This window comes from Microbacterium hanjuni, assembly GCF_043556395.1.
Lineage (GTDB): Bacteria > Actinomycetota > Actinomycetes > Actinomycetales > Microbacteriaceae > Microbacterium.
Map to the genome: position 1 here is coordinate 594,047 of NZ_JBIGIK010000001.1, position 23,639 is coordinate 617,685.

23 protein-coding genes and 2 tRNA genes are annotated in these 23,639 nt (G+C 68.6%); 11 read left to right on the forward strand and 14 right to left on the reverse strand.

Features of this window, described 5'->3' with window-relative positions:
- Window positions 1–204 precede the first annotated feature (204 nt).
- The 7 genes from ACFXP5_RS03040 (at window position 205) to ACFXP5_RS03070 (ending at window position 8,654) form a co-directional block, all read left to right on the forward strand.
- Window positions 205–1,530, forward strand: coding sequence for an MFS transporter (locus ACFXP5_RS03040; RefSeq protein WP_394543463.1), 1,326 nt, complete (start codon window positions 205–207; stop codon window positions 1,528–1,530).
- A 258-nt stretch (window positions 1,531–1,788) separates the two neighbouring features.
- Entirely contained in the window at window positions 1,789–2,637 is an 849-nt protein-coding gene (locus ACFXP5_RS03045) for an endonuclease domain-containing protein (RefSeq protein WP_394543464.1), read from the forward strand.
- A 195-nt stretch (window positions 2,638–2,832) separates the two neighbouring features.
- Complete coding sequence (gene valS, locus ACFXP5_RS03050) at window positions 2,833–5,406, forward strand: valine--tRNA ligase (RefSeq protein WP_394543465.1); 2,574 nt, start codon at window positions 2,833–2,835, stop codon at window positions 5,404–5,406.
- Between the two features lie 2 nt (window positions 5,407–5,408).
- Window positions 5,409–5,681, forward strand: coding sequence for a hypothetical protein (locus ACFXP5_RS03055; RefSeq protein WP_394526843.1), 273 nt, complete (start codon window positions 5,409–5,411; stop codon window positions 5,679–5,681).
- 30 nt (window positions 5,682–5,711) lie between these two features.
- The gene (locus ACFXP5_RS03060) at window positions 5,712–6,155 is read left to right on the forward strand and encodes a helix-turn-helix transcriptional regulator (RefSeq protein WP_394543467.1); all 444 of its coding nucleotides are present in this window, start codon (window positions 5,712–5,714) and stop codon (window positions 6,153–6,155) included.
- A gap of 4 nt (window positions 6,156–6,159) precedes the next feature.
- The gene (locus tag ACFXP5_RS03065) at window positions 6,160–6,570 is read left to right on the forward strand and encodes a VOC family protein (protein WP_394543468.1); all 411 of its coding nucleotides are present in this window, start codon (window positions 6,160–6,162) and stop codon (window positions 6,568–6,570) included.
- 32 nt (window positions 6,571–6,602) lie between these two features.
- Window positions 6,603–8,654, forward strand: coding sequence for a M3 family metallopeptidase (locus ACFXP5_RS03070; protein WP_394543470.1), 2,052 nt, complete (start codon window positions 6,603–6,605; stop codon window positions 8,652–8,654).
- Window positions 8,655–8,660: 6 nt separating this feature from the next.
- Here ACFXP5_RS03070 and clpX read toward each other — a convergent pair whose 3' ends face one another.
- From clpX to ACFXP5_RS03095, 5 genes are all read right to left on the reverse strand, one after another.
- Window positions 8,661–9,929, reverse strand: coding sequence for an ATP-dependent Clp protease ATP-binding subunit ClpX (gene clpX, locus ACFXP5_RS03075; protein ID WP_394543471.1), 1,269 nt, complete (start codon window positions 9,927–9,929; stop codon window positions 8,661–8,663).
- Between the two features lie 147 nt (window positions 9,930–10,076).
- Window positions 10,077–10,748 carry an ATP-dependent Clp protease proteolytic subunit gene (locus ACFXP5_RS03080; protein WP_394526851.1) on the reverse strand — a complete coding sequence of 224 codons (672 nt, stop codon included), beginning with the start codon at window positions 10,746–10,748 and terminating at the stop codon, window positions 10,077–10,079.
- Window positions 10,749–10,779: 31 nt separating this feature from the next.
- Window positions 10,780–11,373, reverse strand: coding sequence for an ATP-dependent Clp protease proteolytic subunit (locus tag ACFXP5_RS03085; protein ID WP_394526852.1), 594 nt, complete (start codon window positions 11,371–11,373; stop codon window positions 10,780–10,782).
- Between the two features lie 183 nt (window positions 11,374–11,556).
- On the reverse strand, window positions 11,557–12,993 hold the full coding sequence (gene tig, locus ACFXP5_RS03090; protein ID WP_394526853.1) for a trigger factor: 1,437 nt from the start codon (window positions 12,991–12,993) through the stop codon (window positions 11,557–11,559).
- Between the two features lie 74 nt (window positions 12,994–13,067).
- Window positions 13,068–13,141, reverse strand: a tRNA-Pro gene (locus ACFXP5_RS03095).
- 150 nt (window positions 13,142–13,291) lie between these two features.
- Here ACFXP5_RS03095 and ACFXP5_RS03100 point away from each other — a divergent pair.
- Window positions 13,292–13,365: transfer RNA gene (locus ACFXP5_RS03100), tRNA-Gly, on the forward strand.
- Between the two features lie 61 nt (window positions 13,366–13,426).
- A complete protein-coding gene (locus ACFXP5_RS03105; RefSeq protein ID WP_394526855.1) occupies window positions 13,427–13,708 on the forward strand; it encodes a hypothetical protein in 282 nt (93 codons plus the stop codon).
- Window positions 13,709–13,727: 19 nt separating this feature from the next.
- Here ACFXP5_RS03105 and ACFXP5_RS03110 read toward each other — a convergent pair whose 3' ends face one another.
- Window positions 13,728–14,090: an A1S_2505 family phage non-structural protein gene (locus tag ACFXP5_RS03110; RefSeq protein ID WP_394526856.1), complete on the reverse strand. Its 363-nt coding sequence runs from the start codon at window positions 14,088–14,090 to the stop codon at window positions 13,728–13,730.
- 2 nt (window positions 14,091–14,092) lie between these two features.
- Window positions 14,093–14,911, reverse strand: coding sequence for a DUF2510 domain-containing protein (locus ACFXP5_RS03115; protein ID WP_394543473.1), 819 nt, complete (start codon window positions 14,909–14,911; stop codon window positions 14,093–14,095).
- Window positions 14,912–15,028: 117 nt separating this feature from the next.
- Here ACFXP5_RS03115 and ACFXP5_RS03120 point away from each other — a divergent pair, with 117 nt between their 5' ends.
- Entirely contained in the window at window positions 15,029–15,175 is a 147-nt protein-coding gene (locus tag ACFXP5_RS03120) for a hypothetical protein (protein WP_394526859.1), read from the forward strand.
- A gap of 23 nt (window positions 15,176–15,198) precedes the next feature.
- Here the strand turns inward: ACFXP5_RS03120 and ACFXP5_RS03125 are convergent, their stop codons facing one another.
- Both ACFXP5_RS03125 and ACFXP5_RS03130 read right to left on the reverse strand, forming a co-directional pair.
- Window positions 15,199–15,747 carry a gamma carbonic anhydrase family protein gene (locus ACFXP5_RS03125; protein ID WP_394543474.1) on the reverse strand — a complete coding sequence of 183 codons (549 nt, stop codon included), beginning with the start codon at window positions 15,745–15,747 and terminating at the stop codon, window positions 15,199–15,201.
- A gap of 17 nt (window positions 15,748–15,764) precedes the next feature.
- Window positions 15,765–17,924, reverse strand: coding sequence for an acyltransferase family protein (locus ACFXP5_RS03130; RefSeq protein ID WP_394543475.1), 2,160 nt, complete (start codon window positions 17,922–17,924; stop codon window positions 15,765–15,767).
- A 147-nt stretch (window positions 17,925–18,071) separates the two neighbouring features.
- Here ACFXP5_RS03130 and ACFXP5_RS03135 point away from each other — a divergent pair, with 147 nt between their 5' ends.
- On the forward strand, window positions 18,072–18,557 hold the full coding sequence (locus ACFXP5_RS03135; RefSeq protein WP_394526863.1) for a Dps family protein: 486 nt from the start codon (window positions 18,072–18,074) through the stop codon (window positions 18,555–18,557).
- A gap of 48 nt (window positions 18,558–18,605) precedes the next feature.
- On the opposite strand, the gene ACFXP5_RS03140 is transcribed toward ACFXP5_RS03135, so the two are convergent.
- The 5 genes from ACFXP5_RS03140 to ACFXP5_RS03160 are packed head-to-tail and all read right to left on the reverse strand — an operon-like array spanning window position 18,606 to window position 23,543.
- Window positions 18,606–20,039, reverse strand: a complete 1,434-nt coding sequence (locus tag ACFXP5_RS03140; protein WP_394544169.1) for an amidohydrolase — start codon at window positions 20,037–20,039, stop codon at window positions 18,606–18,608.
- Between the two features lie 56 nt (window positions 20,040–20,095).
- On the reverse strand, window positions 20,096–20,731 hold the full coding sequence (locus ACFXP5_RS03145) for an FMN-binding negative transcriptional regulator (protein WP_394543476.1): 636 nt from the start codon (window positions 20,729–20,731) through the stop codon (window positions 20,096–20,098).
- Between the two features lie 18 nt (window positions 20,732–20,749).
- A complete protein-coding gene (locus tag ACFXP5_RS03150; protein ID WP_394543477.1) occupies window positions 20,750–21,760 on the reverse strand; it encodes an Fpg/Nei family DNA glycosylase in 1,011 nt (336 codons plus the stop codon).
- On the reverse strand, window positions 21,760–22,302 hold the full coding sequence (locus ACFXP5_RS03155; protein WP_394526868.1) for a ribose-5-phosphate isomerase: 543 nt from the start codon (window positions 22,300–22,302) through the stop codon (window positions 21,760–21,762). Before ACFXP5_RS03155 ends, ACFXP5_RS03150 begins: the two co-directional genes overlap by 1 nt.
- A 38-nt stretch (window positions 22,303–22,340) precedes the next feature.
- Window positions 22,341–23,543, reverse strand: a complete 1,203-nt coding sequence (locus ACFXP5_RS03160) for a ferrochelatase (RefSeq protein ID WP_394526870.1) — start codon at window positions 23,541–23,543, stop codon at window positions 22,341–22,343.
- Between the last annotated feature and the right edge of the window lie 96 nt (window positions 23,544–23,639).

A 23,639-nucleotide genomic window follows, 5' to 3' on the forward strand; every position in this document is an offset into this window, starting at 1 on the left:
TCTTTCACTGCGGCGGTGACGGGCCTGCCCCGCCCGGTTCTACTGACCCCGAGGGGCGTTCTTCCGGGAGCTCCCCGGTGATGGCCGGATCGATGCTGCTCCCTCGATTCTACGCACCCGCGCCATGGCGGCGCCATGCTCCGCTACCGACGGCTTTTCTGGCCCGCGTCCAACAACCCGGCGACGGTGGCAGGATGGATCCTTGTGACTACCGCCCCCGCACTCGCCCCGACCCGCCCCACCTCCGTCCGACGGGTATCGATCGCATCGGCCGTGGGGACGTCGCTGGAGTCCTTCGACTTCTACGTCTTCGCCTACTTCTCGGCCTACTTCGTCGGTCCACTGTTCTTCGAACCCCTCGGCCCGGTCGCAGCTCAGCTGACGGCCTTCCTCACCATCGCGATCGCCTTCGTGATCCGCCCCGTCGGCGCCGTCATCTTCGGCTACATGGGCGACCGGCTCGGCCGTCGGACGACCCTGCTGTGGACCGTCGGGCTGATGGGCGTCGCGACCGCGCTGATCGGAGTGCTGCCCACCTACGCCCAGGCCGGATGGTTCGGCGCCGTCCTGCTCGTGCTGCTGCGTCTCGTGCAGGGCATCTCGCTCGGCGGCGAGTGGGGCGGGGCGATCCTGCTGGCCACCGAGCACTCCAGCCGGGTGAAGCGTGCGTTCTACGCGGCGATCCCCCAACTCGGCTCTCCGATCGGCTCGATCCTCTCGGCGGCCGTGTTCATCGTCATGACCATCGTGCTGCCGGCCGATCAGCTGGCCGCGTGGGGCTGGCGCATCCCGTTCCTGCTCGCTCTGCCCCTGTTGCTCGTCTCGCTGTACCTGCGCTGGTCGATCGATGAGACACCGGTGTTCCGCGAGGTCGTCGCCGAGGGCCGCCGCGAGCGCGTGCCGTTCGTCGCGATGTTCCGCGAGCGCCCGACCGCCATGGTCATCGCCGTGGGCGCCGCGCTGCTCGGGATCGGCTCGTACTCGCTGATGAACACGTACACGATCACGTACGGCACGACCCAGCTCGGCTTCGCCTACCAGGACCTGCTGGTCGCGACCACGATCGGCGGCCTGCTGCAGCTCGTGACCATCCCGTTGTTCGGCGTCCTCGCGGCGCGCGTCGGGTCGGCGAAGGTCGTGGCGTGGGGCGCCATCGGCACCCTGCTCATCTCGTTCCCGATCTACTTCATCCTGCAGGAGGCGAACTTCGGCGTCCTCGTGGCGCTGATGATCGTCGGCGGCATCCTGCCCACCATGTCGTGGGCCGCGCTCGGCGGGTTGATGAACGACTTGTTCCCCGACAACTTCCGCTACTCCGCACTGTCCTTCGCCTACGCCCTCGCGGCGACGGTGAGCGGATTCGTGCCCGCGCTGACCCTGGGACTCGGCAACGCGACGGGTTTCGCGTGGTGGCACCCGGGGGTCGTGCTCGCTGCGATGTCGGCGATCACCCTCGTCTCCGCCTGGGCAGCCGTGCGCTACACCGCGGCGCACGCCGCCGACCAGCCCGCCTCCCGCGTCGACGCGTAGCCCAGGCGGGCCGGCCGTCACGGGCTAAGCGTCGGGCGCCGGGCGTCGGGGGGCGTCGTAGATCGAGGAGATGGCGCGGATCGAGGACGGTTTCCGCCTCCAGCATCCTCGATCGACCGCATCTCCTCGATCCACATCGCGACGTGCAGGTACGCAAGGGCGCCATCCCGTCCTCCCCAGGGCGGGAGATCGGATGCTTGTGCACCGAGCTTCGTGCGCAAGCTCACCCGTCCGTCACGGGTGGCGAAGATCTTCCCCATGGATCTCCTGCCCTGGATCATGACCCGCGGCGGTGTCGTCCGCAGCGCGGCGCTCGCCGCATCCGGCTTCCGCCAGCGCGAGATTCAGCGCGCGGTCGACGCCGGCTGGCTCCTCCGTCCCCGCGGCGGTTGGGTGGCGGCGCACAATGCCGACCCGGTGCGCGTCGCCGCTGCGCGCGCCGGAGTGCTGCTGACCTGCGTCACCGGCGCACAACAGCTCGGCCTCTGGGCCGTCGCGGATGAGGTCGCCCACGTGGCGGCTCCCCCGCATTCCGGTTCGGTGAAGGTCGTGAATGCGCGCGTGCACTGGTGCCGACCGCTGGTCCCGCGCCCACCGGGAGCTTTGGTGGACCCCATCGAGAACGTGCTCACGACGCTCGCCGCGTGTCGGCCGTTCGAAGCGGCCTTGGCGACATGGGAGTCCGCTGAGCGGCAGGGACTCATCGATCGGGCCACCCTCGCGCGCCTGCCGATCTCCGCGATCGCCCAAGAGGTGCTCGATGCGATGGCTTCGTTCTCGGATTCCGGTTTGGAGTCCTTCGTCGTTCCCCGACTCACCTGGTTGCGATTGCCGATCTTTCCCCAGACGTGGATCGCCGGGCATCGGGTGGATTTCCTCATCGGCGACCGGCTCGTCCTGCAGATCGACGGCGCGCATCACACCGGGCGCCAGCGCGAGCAGGACATCGCACACGACGCCCAGCTCATGTTGCTCGGCTACCACGTCGTGCGGGTGGGCTACGGCCAGGTGGTCGACCGCTGGCACGAGGTCCAGGACATGATCATGCGCGCCGTCGCGCAGGGGTTGCACCTCGCGGCGTCACACCCTCGGCCCGTCAGGGCGTGATCGATCGAGGAGATGGAGCGGATCGAGGGCGGTTCCGCCCCGCAGCATCCTCGATCCCCGTCATCTCCTCGATCCGCAACGGCCGGGCCTGGCGTGAGGCGCTCCCTGCGGGGGCGGCCGGGCGCTCGGTAGACTGAGAACGACCCCACACTCAGGCACGCTCACACAGTGCCGCACATAGCTCGAGGAGCCCCGATGTCCGACGCGCAGATTCCCGACAAGCCCGTATTGGAAGGCCTCGAGCAGAAGTGGGATGCTGCGTGGACCGCGGCCGGAACGTACCTGTTCGATCGTGCCCGGGCGGCCGAGGGCGGCCGTTCCACCGTCTACTCCGTCGACACTCCGCCGCCGACCGCGTCGGGCAGCCTGCACATCGGGCACGTGTTCAGCTACACCCACACCGACGTGAAGGTGCGCTTCGAGCGCATGCGCGGCAAGACCGTCTTCTACCCCATGGGGTGGGACGACAACGGCCTGCCCACCGAGCGTCGTGTGCAGAACTACTACGGCGTGCGCTGCGACCCCTCGCTGCCCTTCGACCCCGACTTCGCCCCGCCCTTCGAGGGCGGCGACAACAAGAGCACGAAGGCCGCGGATCAGCTGCCCATCAGTCGCCGCAACTTCATCGAGCTGTGCGAGCGGCTGACGCTCGAAGACGAGAAGGCCTTCGAAACGCTGTGGCGCGAGCTGGGCCTCAGCGTCGATTGGACCCAGACCTACCGCACGATCTCGACCGAGACCATGCGCACGAGCCAGTTGGCCTTCCTGCGCAACATCGACCGCGGCGAGGCCTACCAGGCCCTCGCGCCGACCCTGTGGGACGTCGACTTCCGCTCGGCCATCGCCCAGGCCGAGCTCGAAGACCGCGAGCAGCAGGCCTCGTACCACCGGCTCGCTTTCCACCGCACCGACGGCGAGGGTGACGTGCTCATCGAGACCACGCGCCCCGAGCTGCTCGCCGCGTGCGTGGCTCTCGTCGCGCACCCCGACGACACGCGCTATCAGCCGCTCTTCGGCACCACCGTCACCACGCCCCTGTTCGGCGTCGAGGTGCCGGTGCTCGCCCACCCCCTCGCTCAGCCCGACAAGGGTTCGGGCATCGCCATGATCTGCACGTTCGGCGATGTGACCGACATCATCTGGTGGCGCGAGCTCGACCTGCCGAACCGCACCATCCTCGGCAAGGACGGCCGGATCATCGCGGAGGCGCCGGAGGCGATCCAGTCGGATGCGGGCAAGGCGGCCTACTCGGAGATCGCGGGCAAGACGGTCTTCAGCGCCAAGAAGCGCATCGCCGAGCTGCTGCAGGAATCGGGCGAGCTCCTCGAGGTGTCCAAGCCCTTCTCGCACGCGGTGAAGTTCTTCGAGAAGGGCGACCGCCCTCTCGAGATCGTCTCGACCCGCCAGTGGTACATCCGAAACGGTGCCCGCGACTCCTCGCTGCGCGAGCGCCTGATCGGGCTCGGCCGCGAGATCGCCTGGCACCCCGACTTCATGCGCGTGCGCTTCGAGAACTGGACCAACGGACTCACCGGCGACTGGCTGGTCTCGCGTCAGCGCTTCTTCGGGGTGCCGATCCCGGTCTGGTACGCCCTCGACGCCGACGGCCAGCGCGACTACGGCCGCGTCATCCTGCCCGACACGGCGTCCCTGCCGGTCGACCCGACCAGCGACGTTCCCCCCGGATACACGGAAGACCAGCGCGGCGTGCCCGGGGGCTTCGACGCCGAGCGCGACATCTTCGACACGTGGGCGACGTCGTCCTTGACGCCTCAGCTCGCCGGTGGATGGCAGCGCGACGAGGAGCTGTGGAACCTCGTCGCCCCGTTCGACCTGCGCCCGCAGGGCCAGGACATCATCCGCACGTGGTTGTTCTCGACACTGCTGCGCAGCGCTCTCGACGACAACCGTGCTCCGTGGTCGGATGCTGCCATCTCGGGCTTCATCGTCGACCCGGACCGCAAGAAGATGTCCAAGTCGAAGGGCAACGTCGTCACCCCCGCCGACGTCCTGCATCAGCACGGCTCCGACGCGGTGCGGTACTGGGCAGCATCCAGTCGTCTCGGCACGGACGCCGCCTTCGATCCGCAGAACCCGACCCAGATCAAGATCGGCCGACGCCTCGCGATCAAGGTGCTGAACGCGGCGAAGTTCGTGCTGTCGTTCCCCGTTCCGGGTGACGCAGCCATCACCGATCCGCTCGACTCGTCGATGCTCGCGACCCTCGACGATGTGGTCCGCGACGCCACGCGCGCCTTGGAGGCCTACGACCACGCTCGGGCGCTGGAGATCACGGAATCGTTCTTCTGGACCTTCTGCGACGACTACCTCGAGCTGGTCAAGGAGCGCGCCTACGACCCGACCGCCGCGGGGCAGGCCTCTGCGGCGCTGGCACTGCGAACGGCCCTGTCGACCTTGCTGCGCTTGTTCGCTCCGGTGCTCTCCTTCGCGACGGAGGAGGCGTGGTCGTGGTTCAACGACGGTTCGGTGCACACGGCGCCCTGGCCCGAGCCGCTCGAGTTCGCCGGTGATCCCGCCGTGCTCCGCGCCGTGGGCGAGGCGTTGATCGGCATCCGACGGGCGAAGACCGAAGCCAAGGTGTCGCAGAAGACGCAGGTCGCGGTCGCCACGATCACTTCTCCGCACATCGAGCTGCTCCGCCTGGCGGAGGGCGACCTGAAAGCGGTCGGACGTATCGAGCGCATCCTGTACGAACCGGGCGAGACGACGGCCGTGACCGGCATCGAGCTCGCACCCGAGGAAGGCTGATCATGCAACTGGGCACCCGTTGGAACGCGAAGACCCCTCCCCCCGCCACCGTCCCCGAGGCGCTGCACGCGCAGATCGCCGCCGTGGAGGAGTCCCTCCCCGAGGATCAGTTCGGCCAGCCCGCGCCGCGGTGGACGCTGACCTGGCTCGAACGGCGCCCCGTCGCCGAGCTGGACACCGGCGTCATCGTCACGATCGACCGCAACGGGGAGGTCGTGGTGACGCACGACACCGACGACGAATTCTCCAATCGGGACTATTCCGGCCAGGACTGATCATTCGGCGGATCTGGCACGATGACCGTCATGAGCAGCATCCCCGCACAGAGACTCGATGAGCTGGCCCGACTCCGTCGGGTGCGCGACCGCATCGATCGGGAGCACGCCCAGCCCCTCGACGTGGCTGCGCTCGCTCGCGGTGTTCACATGTCGGCCGGGCACTTGAGCCGGCAGTTCCGCCTCGCGTACGGAGAATCGCCGTACGCGTATCTCATGACCCGGCGCATCGAGCGGGCGCAGGCTCTGCTGCGCCGCGGTGACCTCAGCGTCACCGACGTGTGTTTGACCGTGGGCTTCTCCTCGCTCGGCACCTTCAGCACGCGGTTCAGCGAGCTCGTGGGGATGGCGCCCTCGGTGTACCGCCAATGGGCGGCGCACGACATGGAGGGCGTGCCCGCGTGCCTCACCAAGATGGTCACCAGACCCGTCAGGAATCGAGAAGCCCCGCGCCCGGCCACGCAGCTAGTTTGACGTCATGGACATCACCATTCACGAGAGCTATCTGCCCCACACCGACCCCGAAGCCTCCCTGCAGTTCTACCGGGACCTGCTCGGGTTCGAGGTGCGCAACGACGTCGGCTACGAAGGCATGCGGTGGATCACGGTCGCACCGAAGGGCCAGCCCGACACCGCGATCGTTCTGCATCCCCCGACCGCGAGTCCGGACCTCACCGATGATGAGCGGCGAGTACTGCTCGAGGTCGTCGCCAAGGGCAGCTATTTCGGGATCAACCTCGCGACCCCCGACCTCGCGGCGACCTTCGAAGCCCTCGAGGCCGGCGGTGTCGAGATCGTGCAGGAGCCGACCGAGCAGCCCTACGGGGTGTTCGACTGCGCGGTACGCGATCCCGCCGGGAACATGATCCGCATCCAGCAACCGCGGTGAAACACGCTCCCGCTCCTTCGTAGAGTGAGGGGATGGGACAAACGAATCCACTCCTCTCCCCGAGCGCGCTCCCCTACGGTCTGCCGGCCTACGCCGAAATCGAACCGGAGCACTACCTGCCGGCTTTCGAGGAAGGGTTCGCGCGCCAGCGCGCAGAGATCGCTGCGATCACCGCGAACCCCGAAACGCCGACGTTCGCGAACACGATCGTCGCCCTCGAGCGGAGCGGGGAGCTGCTCGGGCAGGTGAGTCGCACTTTCTACACCGTCTCGTCCGCCGACGCCTCGGCGGCGATCCAGGAGATCGACGAGACTCTGGCGCCGTTGATGTCGAGCCACCACGATGCGATCGAGTTGGATGCTGCGCTCTTCGCGCGCGTGCAGGCCGTGCACGATGCCCTTTCGCGGCTGGAGCTGACCGCCGAGGAACGTTACCTCGTCGAGCGGCGTCACCGCGAGATGGCCCGCGCCGGAGCGGGGCTCGACCCCGCGGCGAAGAGCGACCTCACCGCCATCAACCAACGCCTGGCCGTCCTCACCACCACCTTCGAGAAGAACCTGCTCGCCGACACGAACGAGCTGGCCGTGGTCTTCGACGACGTCTCGGAGCTCGAGGGATTGTCCGAGGGCGAGGTGTCGGCGGCTGCTCGCGCCGCGGCCGAGCGCGGACTCGACGGCCGGTTCGTGGTCACCCTCACTCTCTTCACCGGCCACCCCCTGCTGGCGTCGCTCACCCGGCGCGAGAGCCGCCGCCGCATCCTCGAGGCGTCTCGCGCCCGCGGCTCGCGCGGCAACGCGAACGACAACCGCGCGGTGCTGCGCGAGATCGTGCGCCTTCGCGCGGAACGCGCCGCGCTGCTGGGCTACCCCAGCCACGCGGCCTTCGTCACCGATGACCAGACCGCGGGTTCGCCCGAGGCGGTGCGCGACATGCTGCACCGGCTGGCTCCCGCCGCGGCGGCCAATGCCCGCGCTGAACTGTCGGCCCTCCAGCGGATCGCGGATGCGGCCGAGCCGCCGTTCACCGTCGAAGCCCACGATTGGGCATTCCTCACCGAACGGGTGCGGGAGCAGCAATACGACCTCGACCGGGCCGCCCTTCGCCCCTGGTTCGAGGCGGAGCGGGTGCTGCAGGACGGCGTCTTCTTCGCGGCCGAACAGCTGTACGGGATCCGCATCGTCGAACGCCCCGACCTCGTCGCGTACCACCCCCAGGCGCGCGTCTTCGAGGTGAGCGAGCAGGACGGCGCGCCCCTCGGCCTCTTCCTCCTCGATCTCTACACGCGTGACACCAAACGCGGTGGCGCCTGGATGAACTCGATCGTCACGCAGTCCGAGCTGCGCGGCACCTCACCGGTGGTCGTCAACAACCTCAACGTGCCCCAGCCCGCTCCGGGCCAGCCCACGCTGCTGACCCTCGACGAGGTGACGACCCTGTTCCACGAGTTCGGCCACGCCCTGCACGGACTCTTCGCCCAGGTCACCTACCCGCACTTCGCCGGCACCGCCGTGTTCCGCGACTTCGTCGAGTTCCCGAGCCAGGTGAATGAGATGTGGATCCTGTGGCCGGAGGTGTTGGATCACTACGCCCGCCACATCGACACCGGAGAACCGCTCCCGCGAGACGTCGTCGAGCGCCTGCAGGCCACCGAGAGCTTCAACCAGGGCTTCGGCACGAGCGAGTACCTCGCCGCCTCCTGGATCGATCAGGCGTGGCACATTCTGGGCCTCGCCGAAGCGGAGAACGTGGCCGACGTCGCCGCGTTCGAAGCGGAGGCCCTCGCATCGATCGGCCTCGACGCGCCGACGGTTCCGCCGCGGTACTCCTCGACCTACTTCGCGCACGTGTTCTCGGGCGGCTACAGCGCCGGGTACTACTCCTACATCTGGAGCGAGGTGCTGGACGCGGACACCGTCGAGTGGTTCGGGGAGAACGGCGGGCTCACCCGGCACAACGGCGAGCGGTTCCGCCGCCGACTGCTGGGGGTCGGCGGATCGAAAGACCCGCTCGAGGCCTACCGCGACTTCCGGGGACGCGACGCCGAGATCGCCCCGCTGCTGAAGCGCCGCGGCCTGGACGTCTGAGGCGGGTCAGGCGCTCTTGCGCTTGCGCTCCAGGACCACGGTCGGCGCCGCGCCGTCCTCGACGCATGCCCGCGTGATGACGACCTTCGCCACGTCCTCCGACGAGGGCACGTCGAACATGATCGGCCCGAGCACGTCTTCGAGGATCGCCCGCAGCCCGCGGGCTCCGGTCTTGCGCCCGACCGCGAGTTTGGCGATGGCCAGGAGCGCCTCACGCTCGAACTCGAGCTCGACACCGTCGAGTTCGAACATGCGCTGATACTGCTTCACGAGCGCGTTCTTCGGCTCGGTGAGGATCTCCATCAGCGCCTCCTCGTCGAGGGGCGTGACGGAGGCGACGACGGGAAGGCGCCCGATGAACTCGGGGATCAGTCCGAACTTGTGGAGGTCTTCGGGCAGCACTTCGCTGAACAGGCTGAGGTCTTCGCCCTTCGTGTGCAAGGGAGCCCCGAACCCGACGCCGTGCTTGCCGACGCGAGCCGAGATGATGTCTTCGAGCCCGGCGAAAGCGCCCGCCACGATGAACAGCACGTTCGTCGTATCGATCTGGATGAACTCCTGATGCGGATGCTTGCGACCACCCTGCGGCGGTACCGAGGCGACCGTGCCCTCGAGGATCTTCAGGAGGGCCTGCTGCACGCCCTCACCCGAAACATCGCGCGTGATCGAGGGGTTCTCCGCCTTGCGGGCGATCTTGTCGACCTCGTCGATGTAGATGATGCCGGTCTCGGCGCGCTTCGTGTCGAAGTCGGCCGCCTGCAGCAGCTTGAGCAGGATGTTCTCGACGTCTTCGCCGACGTAGCCGGCCTCGGTCAGGGCCGTGGCGTCGGCGACCGCGAACGGAACGTTGAGGCGCTTGGCGAGCGTCTGCGCGAGATAGGTCTTACCCGTACCGGTGGGGCCGAGGATCAGGATGTTGCTCTTGGCGATCTCGACCTCGTCGGCCCGCTGCTCGGCGGACTGCAGGGTGCCGTGCGCGCGGATGCGCTTGTAGTGGTTGTACACCGCGACGGAGAGCGACCGCTTGGCCTGCTCCTGTCCGACGACGTACTCCTCGAGGAAGGCGAAGATCTCGCGCGGCTTCGGCAGGTCGAAATCGGAGACCACGCCGGAGGCGGACTCCGCCATGCGCTCTTCGATGATCTCGTTGCACAGCTCGACGCATTCGTCGCAGATGTACACGCCGGGACCGGCGATGAGTTGCTGCACCTGCTTCTGGCTCTTGCCGCAGAAGGAGCACTTGAACAAGTCGGCGCTTTCACCGATGCGTGCCATTCCAGCTCCTCCTGATCGCTGCGCAGGGGCACTCCCCCGCGTGCACTCCGAGCCTAACCTCTGCCCGCGACATCGGTGCGCATTGCGTCCGTCCGGAAACACGACGAAGCCCCGCCGCGAGAACGCGGCGGGGCTTCGAGGGCCGTTCTAGGACGTGAGGGCGGCAGGCGTGCGCTTGCGCGTCGTCAGCACCTGGTCCACGAGACCGTAGGCGACGGCCTCGGTCCCGCTCAGGATCTTGTCGCGGTCGATGTCCTTGTTGACCTCTTCGGGCGTCTTGTTCGAGTGCTTCGCCAGGGTCGCTTCGAGCCACGTACGCATACGCAGGATCTCGGCCGCCTGGATCTCGATGTCGGACGCCTGTCCGTGACCCGCTTCGCCCACCGCCGGCTGGTGGATGAGGATGCGGGCGTTCGGCAGGGCGAGGCGCTTGCCGGGAGCGCCGGCGGCCAACAGCACCGCGGCGGCCGAGGCGGCCTGGCCGAGCACGACGGTCTGGATCTGCGGCGACACGTACTGCATGGTGTCGTAGATCGCCGTCATCGCGGTGAACGAGCCACCGGGCGAGTTGATGTACATGATGATGTCGCGGTCGGGATCCTGGCTCTCGAGCACCAGCAGCTGAGCCATGACGTCATCGGCCGAGGCGTCGTCGACCTGTACACCGAGGAAGATCACGCGATCTTCGAACAGCTTGTTGTAGGGGTCCTGACGCTTGTAGCCGTAGGCCGTGCGCTCTTCGAACTGGGGCAGGATGTAGCGGCTGCCGGGCATCTGCATGCCCTGAGGGGCCGCCGCGCCGAAGGTGGGGGTGTGCATTCGTGTTCTCTCTCTTTCGCCTTCGGTCGCGTTACTCGGCCGCAGCGGTGGTGCCGCCGCCGCCGGTGACGTCGAGGGCGCTGGAACGGATGTGGTCGACGAAGCCGTACGCGAGGGCCTCCTCGGCGGAGAACCAGCGGTCACGGTCACCGTCGGCGTTGATCTGCTCGACCGGCTTGCCGGTCTGGCCAGCCGTGATCTCGGCGAGACGACGCTTCATGTCGAGGATGAGCTGCGCCTGCGTCTGGATGTCGCTGGAGGTACCACCGAAACCACCGTGCGGCTGGTGGAGCAGCACGCGGGCGTTCGGGGTGATGTAGCGCTTGCCCTTGGTGCCGCTGGTCAGCAGCAGCTGACCCATCGATGCGGCCATGCCGATACCGACGGTGACGATGTCGTTCGGCACGAACTGCATCGTGTCGTAGATCGCCATACCGGCAGTGATCGACCCACCGGGTGAGTTGATGTAGAGGAAGATGTCCTTCTCCTGGTCCTCGGCGGCCAGCAGCAGGATCTTCGCGCAGATTTCGTTCGCGTTGTCGTCTCGAACCTCAGAACCGAGCCAGATGATGCGGTCCTTGAGGAGCCTGTCGAAGACGCTTGTAGCGAGTAGTGGTTCGGCCATGGGTGCTCCTGATTCCTCGGGGTCGGCTTCGAATCTACCGGCGTGGTTTCAGGCCGAAGGTCGTGTTCGCCGTGGGCAGATCAGGCGGGTCGCTCCCGGCCCCGCACGCGCTGCTGATAGCTCGCGTGCAACGAAAGAAGGGGCGGATGCCTCAGCATCCGCCCCCTCTCCTGATCAGGGTTGTTACTCCTTGGCCGCGGCCTTCTTCTTGGCGGGAGCCTTCTTCTTCGGCTTCTCGGGCTCGACGGCCTCTTCGGCTTCGATGATGTCGTCCGCGTCGGCGGCGGAGTCCGCGATGTCCTCGGCCTCTTCGACGACCTCGGTCTCGGCTACGGCCTCGTCGCCCACCGCGATGAAGCCGGTGAGGTCGACGGGGGCACCGTTGGTGTCCACGACGTTGACCTGGCCGAGGGCGACCGCGAGCGCCTTGTTGCGGGCGACTTCGCCGACGAGAGCGGGCAGCTGATTGCCCTGCTGCAGCGCGTCGACGAACTCCTGCGGTGCCATGCCGTACTGGGCGGCCGACTGGATGAGGTACTGGGTCAGCTCATCCTGCGACACCTGAACGTTGGCGGCCTCGGCGACCTTGTCCAACAGCATCTGCGTGCGGAACTGCTTCTCGCTGGCTTCGGTGACCTCGGCGCGGTGCACGTCGTCCTCGAGACGGTTCTCGCCTTCGAGGTGGGTGTGCACCTCGTCCTCGATGAGCTGCGGCGGAACGGGGATGTCGACCTGGGCGAGCAGCTCCTCGATCAGCTTGTCGCGCGCGGCCGAACCCTGCGAGAAGGTCGACTGCTGAGCGACGCGCTCGGTCAGGCTCTCGCGCAGCTCGGCGAGGGTGTCGAACTCACTCGCGATCTGGGCGAAGTCGTCGTCGGCCTCGGGCAGTTCGCGCTCCTTGACGGCGGTGATCGTGACCGATACCTCGGCCTCTTCACCGGCGTGGTCGCCACCGACGAGCTTGGAGCGGAACGTGGTGTCCTCGCCGGCCGTCAGCGACTCGATGGCCTCGTCGATGCCCTCGAGCAGCTCGCCGGAACCGACCTCGTACGACACGCCCTGGGCGCGGTCGATCTCGGCGTCGTCGATCGTGGCGACGAGGTCGAGCTCGACGAAGTCGCCGGTCTTGGCGGGACGATCGACCGTGACGAGCGTGCCGAAGCGCGCACGCAGGCGGTCGAGCTCTTCGTCGATCGCGGCCTCGTCGACCTCGGCGGCGTCGACCGTGACGGTGATGCCCTCGTAGGCCGGCAGATCGAACTCGGGACGAACGTCGACCTCGACATCGATGACGAGGTCACCGGTGAAGTCCTTCAGTTCGGGGAGCTCCACGATCTCGGCGTTGGGACGACCGATGACGCGCACGTTCTCCTGCTCCACCGCTGCGCGGTAGAAGCCGTCGAGGCCCTCGTTGACCGCGTGCTCGATGACCGCACCGCGACCGACGCGCTGGTCGATGATCGGCGCGGGCACCTTGCCCTTGCGGAAGCCGGGGATCTGGATGTCCTGCGCGATGTGCTCGTACGCGTGGGCGATGCTCGGCTTGAGCTCCTCCGGCGAGACGGTGATGTGCAGCTTCACCCGTGTCGGGGTGAGCTTCTCGACGGTGCTGTTGACCATGCCTGTTCGTTCTCCTCATGATGGACCGCACGACAGCGCGGCGTTCGAAGGTATCTGTCTCGGGGGCTCGTTCGTCGGGGCGACAGGATTTGAACCTGCGGCCTCCCGCTCCCAAAGCGGGCGCTCTACCAAGCTGAGCTACGCCCCGGGCGGTGCACAAGCGCGTGCGACGATACGACCCCGAGGAGTCTAGTCGATCGGGCCGGAAGTGCCGTCGAACGTGTCGCACGTCGGGGACGGCGACGGGATGCGCTTACACTGGAGGGGTACGCATTTCCGGCGGGAACCCGCGGGAAATGGGGCTGTAGCTTAGTGGTAAAGCCTCTGTCTTCCAAACAGATGATGCGAGTTCGATTCTCGTCAGCCCCTCCATATTCGGCCCGAGCGCATGGCTCCGGAGGCTGTCCCGGGGTTCGGGGCGTAGGCTCCGGCTGTGAGCGATACGAAGACCATGGTCCGAACGTCCATCGCTCTGGGCGACACCAGCTTCCTCCTCGCGCAGGATCAGGACTACGAAGACCTGAAGCGGCGCATCGAAGAAGCCCTCCACGAGGGTGGTGCGTTCGTGGAGTTCGTCGTCGTCGGCAATCGCACGGTCAGCGCTCTGATCACCGGGCGTGACCGGGTGCTGCTGACGATCGAGACGGTCGCGTACGACGAGCGCGACGACGGTGACATCGACGAGCCGTTCGGAAGCTTCTTCGACATCGTCTGACCTGTCTCGCCCGACCGCCTCAGCTTCGCGCGAGTTCCGCCTCGAAGCTCTCGGGCAGTCGGACGTTCGCGGGCGCGCCGGTGAAGAAGCGCGCCACCTGCTTCGGGGTGTATCCCGCGATGCCGCATCCGACCTCGGTCACGAGGAAGGTGAGTTCCGGATGCCGGCGCGCGAACTCGAGGAAGCGTGCGGCCTGCTCTTCGAAGGTCTGCAGACCCGACATCGTGTCGATGCCGTAGGACTGACCCTGCAGCCCCTCGGACTGCCCCCAGACGGCACCGAACCGGTCGGCGGCGAAGCGGGCGGCTCCCCCACCGTGGGCACCGGACGCGTTCGAGCCGAAGACGAAGATCTCGCCGTCCGCCAGCTTGTCGATGTGCACGATCAGGTCCGCATCCGGGGAGGGTTCGTCGGCGCCAGCAGGACGCGCCCCTGCCGGGAGGTCAGCACCCACAGCAGCGCTCCGACACCGGCGAAGAGCACGCCCCCGACGGTGGTCAGCACGCCGATCGCGATAGCGACGGCGTCGCCGCCCGGGTGGGCGGCCGTCGCCCAGACGATGCCGCCCACGGTGCCGACGAGCACGCCCGCACCGGCGAGCACGGCGGAGGTCACCACCAGCACACGGTAGGTGCGCGCACCATGGAACATCGGGCGCATGCCGAGTTTCGTGTTCACGTACGACGACCACCGCACGCCGGTCCACCACCGCGAGGCCTGGGGAGCGACCGGATACCAGCCCGCACCGGGCCCCTCCTGGTCGCCCGGGAGCGGCCGTACGACGGCGAGATCGAGTGGCGAACCGGACGGGGCGGGGACGCGCCTGATCGCCGCAGTGGAGGCCGCCATGCTGAACCACAGCGCGGAGAGCGCCAGCATCGTGATGGCCGAGTAGGGGAAGGTGCGCCCCAGGAGCGCCACCGCGATCTGCACGACCGCGAGCGTGGCGAAGACGGCCCCGAACGTCCATGCCAGGCCGGGTTGCTCCGTACCGGTCGCGTCGACACCCGGAACGCCGTTCTTCACGCGCATGTTCGTCCAGAGCTTGCCGTCCCACCACCGCACCGTCCCGCTCGGGGTGGCATACCAGCCGGGCGCGGGTGTCGTCTGGACGTCCGTCTCATGCGTCGTCCACTGCGCGCCGTCCCACCACCGCAATCGGCCTGGTGTCTCGGCCGTGTACCACCCCGCCGCTGCAGTCATGTCTTCCCCCCGGACGAACGCGTATCGCGAGGCCAACCTACCCAATCGACCGCCGGTCGAGGCGAAATCATCCGATCGGATGATGTGCCGTCGGCACGCGCTGGGTTGGATGAAGTCATGGATGTGTTCGCCTTGTTCCAGCCCTCGGCCGCCGACGCGCGCGCCGACTGGCAGTCACGGCAAGAACTGCCAGCGCCCTCCCCGACGCCGGGCGATGGTCCCGGCGTGATCGATGGTGGTCGCATCGTGATCCTGCTGGGCTGACCCCGCCGGTCCCCGGCGTCGGGTCAGTCCTGGGGGCGCATGTCGGTCGCCGTCCGGTGCGCGCCCAGGCGCTCACGGTAGCTCGCCGCGTTGCGCAACAGTCCCGCCCGTTCTTCGGCGGTGAGCTCGCGCCGCACCTTCGCGGGCACCCCCGCAACCAGTGAGCCGTCGGGGATGACGGACCCCTCGAGCACGACCGCTCCCCCGGCCACGAGGCAACCCGCGCCCACGACCGCCCCGGACAGGACGACGCTTCCCATCCCGATGAGCGAACCGTCGCCGATGCGGCAGCCGTGCACGACGGCGTTGTGGCCGACCGACACGTTCTCCCCGATCACGACCGGGTGACCAGCATCCACGTGCACCGAAACGTTGTCCTGCAGGTTGCTCCCCCGACCGACCATGATCGCGTCGCTGTCGCCGCGCAGCACCGCGTTGTACCAGACGCTCGCCTGCTCACCGAGGTGCACGTCGCCCACGATGCGCGCGCCGGCGGCGACGAACGCCGAGTCTGCGATGCGGGGAATCGCATCACCGAGGGCCAGCACACTGGCATCCGACGCGATCGTCATGTCTCGATCCTCGCCCATCACCCGCGCCCCGCCATGGCCGCTGAGAGGGCCGCGGTGAACTGCGGGGCGAGGGTGTCGGCGAACGTCACGGTGAGGTGATCCTGGTCGCGGTAGATGTTCGCCCCCCCCACGACCGGGCGACAGGTGTCGTCGTCGCAGTAGACGTCGGTGAAGTCGAGCAGGGTGACACCGTCCATCGACTCGGCTGCGCCGCGCAACGGATCGTCCTCGACGAGCAGGTCGGAGCGCGGACCGTCGCAGTCGGCCGCGTCTTTCGTGCGCAGACACTTGTTGGGGTCGGTCTCCCACACGGGGTTGTCGACGACCGTGATCACCGGGATACCGCGGTCGGTCATCGTCGACCAGGCCGCCTGGTAACCGGCCACGGCCGCCGCGTACGAGGAGTCGAAACCGGTCGCAGCGTACGGGGTGGTCGCGATGGCGGCGGTGAAGACGGCGTCGAACTGCTGGCCGTCGAGAGCCTGCTGCACGCCGTCACGCCACTGCGTGCACGCGTCACCGAACGCTCCCGGCGTCGACAACGGGGTGGCGTTCCAGGGGCAGGCCCCCTTGAAGTACGTCGTCAGGTGCCACCCCTCGGTCTCAGCGATGCGTTGGAAGGTCGACAGCAGCTGGAAGGCGTGGCTGTCGCCGATCAGGGCGACGCGCCGCGCGTCGGGCGCGTCGGAGCCGAACTCGCAGGACTGCGCCCGAGCATCGTTCAGCTGGATGAAGCACTGCTCGTCGGAGGGTCGATCGACCCCTGCGAACCCGGGAGCCGGCAGGATCTCGGTGCTCGGTTCGACGTCGGCGCAGGCGGCCTCGAGCACGACGGCCGCTCCGAAGCAGTCGGGTGGGTCGTCGCGCAGCTGCTGGATGGCCTGCACCCCGTCGCGGTAGGCACCGGCGTTCGCGACCCAGGCCCCGCCCGCGGTGAGGGCGACGACGACCATCGCCGCAAGGGCGGCGAGCAGGGTCACCTTCGCGGGTCGCCGGACAAGGAAGCGCCACCGCCGCGCGGGGTCCTCGACGAACCGTTTGGTGAGCCAGGCCAGCACGAAGCAGATGACGAGCAGCGCGACGCGGTGGTAGATCGTCAGCCCCCAGAAGGGCACCGAGGGCGCGATGATGATGAGAGGCCAGTGCCACAGGTACAGCGAGTACGAGATGTCACCGACGAACTGGGCCGGCCGCAGCGACAGCACCCGCGTGGGGTACCACCACCGTTCGGTGTTCGACGCGGCGATGACCGCCGCCGCCCCGAGCGTCGGGAGCGCCGCGGCATAACCCGGGAACGGCGTCTGCCCGTCGAAGCGGAACGCCACGAACAGCAGCACCGCGATTCCGCCCCAGCCCAGCACGAAACTCACCGCGGCGTTGCGTACCCGAAGCAGGGGGACGAGGGCGATCATCGCCCCCACCCCGAACTGCCACATGCGTGCGAAGGTCACGAAGTATGCCGGCGCCGGATCGGTCAGGGTGAACACGATGCAGAAGACGAAGGATGCTGCCGACACGACGCCGAGGGTGATCAGCACCGCACGGCGGGTCGACCCGCGGAACCAGGTCACTCCGATCCACGCCGCCAGCAGCATGAGGAGGGGCCAGATGACGTAGAACTGCTCTTCGAGCGACAGCGACCAGTAGTGCTGCACCGTGGTCGGCTCGCCGCCGTGGTTCAGGTAGTCGGCCGAGTTGAACGCCAGGAACCAGTTCTCGACGTAGAACGTGGATGCCACGATCTCGCGGATCTCGTTCGGCAAGGCCGAGGTGGGGGTGAGGTACGGGGTCATGGCTGCGAGGGCGCAGACGAGCAGCACGAGCAGCGAGGCCGGCAGCAATCGCCGGGCGCGCCGCGCCCAGAACTGTCCGAGTTTCACCGTGCCGGTGGCGGTCAGCTCGCGCATCAGGTGACCGGTGATGAGGAAGCCGGAGATCACGAAGAAGATGTCGACCCCGACGTAGCCGCCCGGGAGGCGCGCCGGCCAGAAGTGGTAGAGCACGACGAGCAGCACGGCGATCGCACGGAGTCCCTGCACGTGCGGCAGGAAGCGCGAGGGCTCGGCGTGCTCGGGTGAGCGGTCGGCACGCAGAGCGGTCCGGGTGACGGCCGGGTCGCCGAGGTCCTGGGGACCGGCGGCGGAATCGGGCCCGTGACGGGAATCGGAGGCGTGCACCCCTCGACGGTAATCGACGCTGCCCGATCCGCCCGGATTCACTCACCGCGACGAGGTGTAAGCCGAGCCTCAGCTTGCTTGCGGAATGCGATGCGCTGAGTAGCGTTGAGATCTATACGGGCATCATCTGCCCAGTACGGAGGCGACATGACCGATATCCAGACCACCACCCCGACCGCGACCGACCCGACGATGGCGGCTTCCACCGCGCAGTTCCTGTCGCCCGTCGTGATGGGCCTCGAGGCCCTCGTCGTGAACGGCAAGCAGGCGCACTGGCACGTTCGCGGCTCCAACTTCATCGGCGTGCACGAGCTGCTCGACATGATCGTGACGAACGCTCAGGCATGGGCCGACCTCGCCGCTGAGCGCATCGTCGCTCTCGGCCTGCCGGTGGACTCCCGCTTGCAGACCGTGGCAGCGAAGGCCAAGCCCACCAGCGTTCCCGCCGCGTTCGCGCCCTCGGATGTCATCATCCGCGCCGTGATCTCCGACATCGACGCCGTCCTCATCGACCTGCAGACGGCCGTGGACGGACTTGACGAGACCGACCTCACCAGCCAGGACGTCGCGATCGAGATCAAGCGCGGTCTCGACAAGGACCGCTGGTTCCTCTACGCGCACATCGCCGCGTAACGCGGAAACACCGAACGCCCCGGGACTCGTCCCGGGGCGTTCGTCGTGTCAAGCGCGGTGCGTGATGCGTCCGGCGAGAAGAGTGGCCCCGACGGCCATACCGCGCAGTTCGAGCTCGGAGGCGGCGAGCGGGTCGCGCTCCACCAGCGCCAGATCGGCCGGTGCTCCGGGCTCGATCCGGGCGCCGTGGCGGGATCCGCCCCGCGTGGACGCTGCCAGGGCGGTGGACGCATCCAGGGCCTGGTCGGCACGCCAGGGCTCGCGGCCATCCCGCGTCCGGTAGACCGCGGCAGCGATTCCCGCCCACGGGTCCAGCGGCGAAACGGGCGCATCCGAGCCGAACAGCAGGTTGGTTCCCGCCTCCGCCAGCGCGCGCAGCGGATAGGGCTGCGCCGTTTGCGCGGCCCACGTCGTATCGGTCATGTCGCGATCGTCGATCGCATGCTCGGGCTGCACGCTCGCTCCCACCCCGAGTCGGGCGAACCGCGGGATGTCGGCGGCGGAGACCAGTTGCGCATGCTCGATCGTGCCGACGGCACCGGTGGCAGCGAAAGCATCCAGCGCGGAGGAATTGGCGACGTCTCCGATCGCGTGGATCGCGCTGTGGATGCCGGCACCGGTGGCCCGCGTCATGAGTTCGACGAGGGCGCCGTGATCGACGGTGAGGACTCCCCGGTTGGCGGGATCGTCGGGGTAGGCGTGCGAACAGGCGGCGGTGCGCGTGCCGAGGGAGCCGTCGGTGATGACCTTCAGCGGCCCGGTGCGGACGAGTCCGTTCAACGAGCCCTCGACGACATCGCCGGTGCGGAGCCCGAGGTCGATGGCGTGCTGCAGATGCTGCGGGTAGATGCCGTACGACACGTGCGTCGCGTCGAAGCCGGCAGCCGCCCGGCGTGCCCACGCGTCGTGATTCCAGGTCATGTCGAGGTCGACGATGCCGACCACGCCTCGGGCCGCGGCCCGGCGGGCCGCGAGATCGACCAGGCGGTCGCCCTCGGTGGGTTCGACCGCGTTCAAGCGGCGGGAGATCTCGAACGCGTCCTCCTCGCGCAGCATCCCGGACGCATCACTTCGGACACCCTCCCGGAAGAGCGCGGCACTGTTGAGCCAGACCGTGTGCACGTCGGCGCTGATGAGGTAGGTCGGGATGCTGCCGGTGGCGGCGTCGAGCACCTCGAGGCTCGGCCGGTCGGGCCAGAGCCCGTCGCGGAAGCCGACGCCCACGAGCCGTCCGTCTCGCGGCACGGCCGCTCCCATCAGGGCGGCCGCCTCCTGCGCCGACCCGGCGGGGCGCAGGTCGATGCGGTCCTCCAGCAACGCCCACTGGATCGCGTGGACGTGATGGTCCCAGAGCCCCGGGATGAGCCACGCGCCGTCGGCGTCGAGCACCTCGCCGCGGGCGGGGAGGACACCGGTGGGCGCGATGTCGAGGATGCGGCCGCCGCCGAGGAAGACGTCGACGGGCCCGGTGTCGGCCAGCATCTCGCGGCCGGCACCGGCGACGCGGACCCGGCGGATGGTGCCGATCGCGGCGCCGCTCACGGGCGGGGCCGGGCGTCCGCGGCCCGGCGCATCTCGGCCGCGAGTTCGGGCTGCGCGAACGGACCCTCGCCGTCGAGTTCGCCGATGATCGTGTCGACGACCTCGGCGGTGCGGTTCTGGCTGAGCTTGCGCTTCGCGACCACCGTGGTCGGGGTCAAGCGGAAACCGACCGTCCCCTTTTCGAGTCGCTCGACGAACGTGGCGTCGTTCGGGCGTTCCCACAGCATCCGCGGTTCTTCGACCTGCCGTTCGAAGCGCTCGACCAGTCGATCGAGGACTCGCAGGTTCTCGCTCGGAGACAGGATCTCGGGCACGCCGCTCAGATGAACGGTGACGAAGTTCCAGGTGGGGACGGCCGCGACGTCCCCGTACCAGGATGGCGAGATGTAGCCGTGCGGTCCCTGCACGATGAGCATCAGCTCGCGCTCGCCGAGACCGTGGATCATGTCGTCGGGCTTGCCGACGTGGCCGACCACGGTGAGGTCGTCGCGGTCCTCGTCGAGCAGCACGGCGTAGTGCGACGCCACCAATCCACCGTCGGTCTGGCTCACGAGGGTCATCCACGGGTGGAGGTCGATGAGCCGGCGCAACTCGCCGACATCGGTCATCGCGAAACTGGGGTTCTGGCGCACCGACTCAGCCTAGATCGCTCACGCCTGGCACGTCGGGCACCAGTAGAGCTTGCGCCCCGCCGCTTCTTCGACGATCACCGATGTGCCGCACACCCGGCACGGGAGCCCCGCCCGGTGGTACACCCAGTGCCGATCATCACGGTGCGCCATCGCGAGCCGGTAGGCCGCGGGATCGAGGTCGTCCATCGTCATCATCTGGCCGGTCTCCACCCCGATCGCCAGCAGCCGCACCCAGTCCCGCCAGAGTTCACGCACGATCTCCTCGGGCACGTCGCGCCCCGGCGTGTGCGGGTTCTGGCGGGCCCGGTAAAGCAGTTCGGCGCGGTAGACGTTTCCGATGCCGCTGACGACGTTCTGATCCATGAGCAGCAGCCCGATGGGGGTGGGCTTGCGGCGGACGACCGAGACGAAGCGCTCCTCCCCCTCGGCCACGTCGTCGACCAGGGGGTCGGGACCCAGCTTCGCGATCGTCGCGGCCACCTCGTCGGCCGTCTGGATCTGGCAGGCGGTCGGCCCGCGCAGGTCGGCGGCGGTCAGTTCGGTGAGCAGGCGCAGGCGCACCTGTCCGACCACGGGAGGGGGCCACTCGGTTTCTTCGGCGAGTCCGCGTGTCTGCTCCGACATCCGCACCCGTCCGCGCGCCCGGCGAGGCGCGCCAATCGAGGAGAGGGAGTTCTCGCCGGCAGCATCCAGGATCTCCCCCGCCTCGGTGGCGTCGGAGAGCACCGTGCCGCGCTGGTTCGTCTGTCCCATCCGACCGTTGGACGCCGCGATCGTGGGATCGAGCACGATCTCGCCCGCGAAATCCCACGCCCCGTACATGCCGAGGTGCACGCGCAGCCAGAGCCCGGTGTCGAACTCGAGGAACATCTGTTTGCCGACGGCGCGCACCAGCACCGGGGTGGTGGCGTCGAGCAGTGCAGCCCCCTCGACGAAACGCCCCTGGGGGCTGGATGCTGCGACCCGGCGCCCCACGAAGTTGCGGTCGAATTGACGGGCGATGCGGTGGACGGAATGCCCTTCGGGCATCAGCCTGCCTCGGGGTCGAAGGTCTCGCTCGCGTCGAGCACGTCGGGCTGCACGCCGGCGGCGCGCGGGTCGGGGGCGAGGGTGCCGTCGTTCTCGTACGCCGCGATCTGGGCGATGCGGCGGACGTGACGCTCCTCGTTCGAGAACGGCGTCTCGATGAAGCGGTCGATGAACGAGCTCGCCTCTTCGAAGGTGTGCTGGCGCGCACCGATCGCGATCACGTTCGCATCGTTGTGCTCGCGGGCGAGCTCCGCGGTCGCGATGCTCCAGACGAGGGCAGCGCGCGTGCCCCGCACCTTGTTGGCCGCGATCTGCTCGCCGTTGCCCGAGCCGCCGAACACGACGCCGAGGGTCTCGATGCCCGCGGCCTGGTCACGCACGACGGCCTGCGCCGCGCGGATGCAGAACGCCGGGTAATCGTCCACCGGGTCGTACTCGAGGGGACCATGGTCGACGACCTCGTGCCCCTGGGCTGCGAGGTGGTGCTGCAGTTGCGTGGAGAAGTCGAGACCCGCGTGGTCGGTCGCGATGTGGATGCGCATGGCTCTCATCCTAGGGAGCGCGACACCGGGTCGGCCGATCAGGGGAGAACGCCGGAGACGGCGGGCTTGAAGCCCGCGCGCACGTTCTCGCAGCACGCCGGTCGACAGACGTCGAACCAGGGTCCGAGGTCGGTGCGGTGCGGTCTCTCGGCCGTGGGGGTGCCGTTCAGTCGCTCCTCGATCAGGTCCACGAGCCCCGAGACGTAGACCGGGTCGACACCGGGGGTCGGCGTGCGCACGGCACGGATGCCGGCGGCCTCGGCGGCCTCCATCGCCTCGGTGTCGAGGTCCCAGAGCACCTCCATGTGGTCGCTCACGAAACCCAGGGGAACGATGACGACCGCTTCCACTCCCCGCGAGGGCAGTTCGGCGATCACGTCGTTCACGTCGGGCTCGAGCCAGGGCTGCGTAGGCGGACCGGAGCGCGATTGGAACACGAGCTCCCACTCGACGACCGCGCCCGCCTCGGCGAGTTCGGCCATCACGACCTCGGCCACGGCGCGGTGCTGCGCGGCATAGGCCCCGCCCTCGCCGAAGTCGACGTCGCGCGGGCCGGAGCGCTGCGCGTCGGCGGTGGGGATCGAGTGGGTGGAGAAGAGCACGCGCATCGCGGACGGCTCGATGCCGTCGGCGAGGTAGGCGGCCACCGCTTCGCGGACGCCCTCCACGAACGGCTCGACGAAGCCCGGGTGATCGAAGAACTGCCGCACCTTGTCGATGGTGACGGTGTCGCCGAGTCCGGTCCCCTCCAGCACGCGGGCGAAGTCCTCGCGGTACTGGCGGCAGCTGGAGAACGAGCTGTACGCGCTCGTGGCGACGGCGAGCAGCGTGGAGTGCCCGGCGTCGGCCGCTTCGGTGACGGCCTCCTCGAGGTAGGGCGCCCAGTTTCGGTTGCCCCAGTAGATCGGCAGACCGAGGCCGCGACGCTGCACCTCGGCCTCGAGGGCGGCCTTCAGTGCGCGGTTCTGCGCATTGATCGGACTGATGCCGTCGAAGTGTCGGTAGTGGTGCGCCACTTCCTCGAGGCGCTCGTCCGGGATGCCACGCCCACGCGTCACGTTGCGCAAGAAGGGGATGACGTCGTCCTGGCCCTCCGGGCCGCCGAATCCCGCCAACAGAATGGCGTCGTACGGCACGGGGGTCTCGATGTGGGGGGCGCCGGTGGAGGCCGCCTCGGAGGCATACAGCACGACCGGGGCATCCCCGAGCGGTGCCGGCTGGGTCAGGTCAGGTTCGCTCACGTGACGATCCTGTCACCCGCGCTCGCATGCGTCTCGGGGGTAGCTCGATGGTGTAGCGAGGCCGAGAGAGTGTTCCCTCCCCGGCGATAGGGTGGA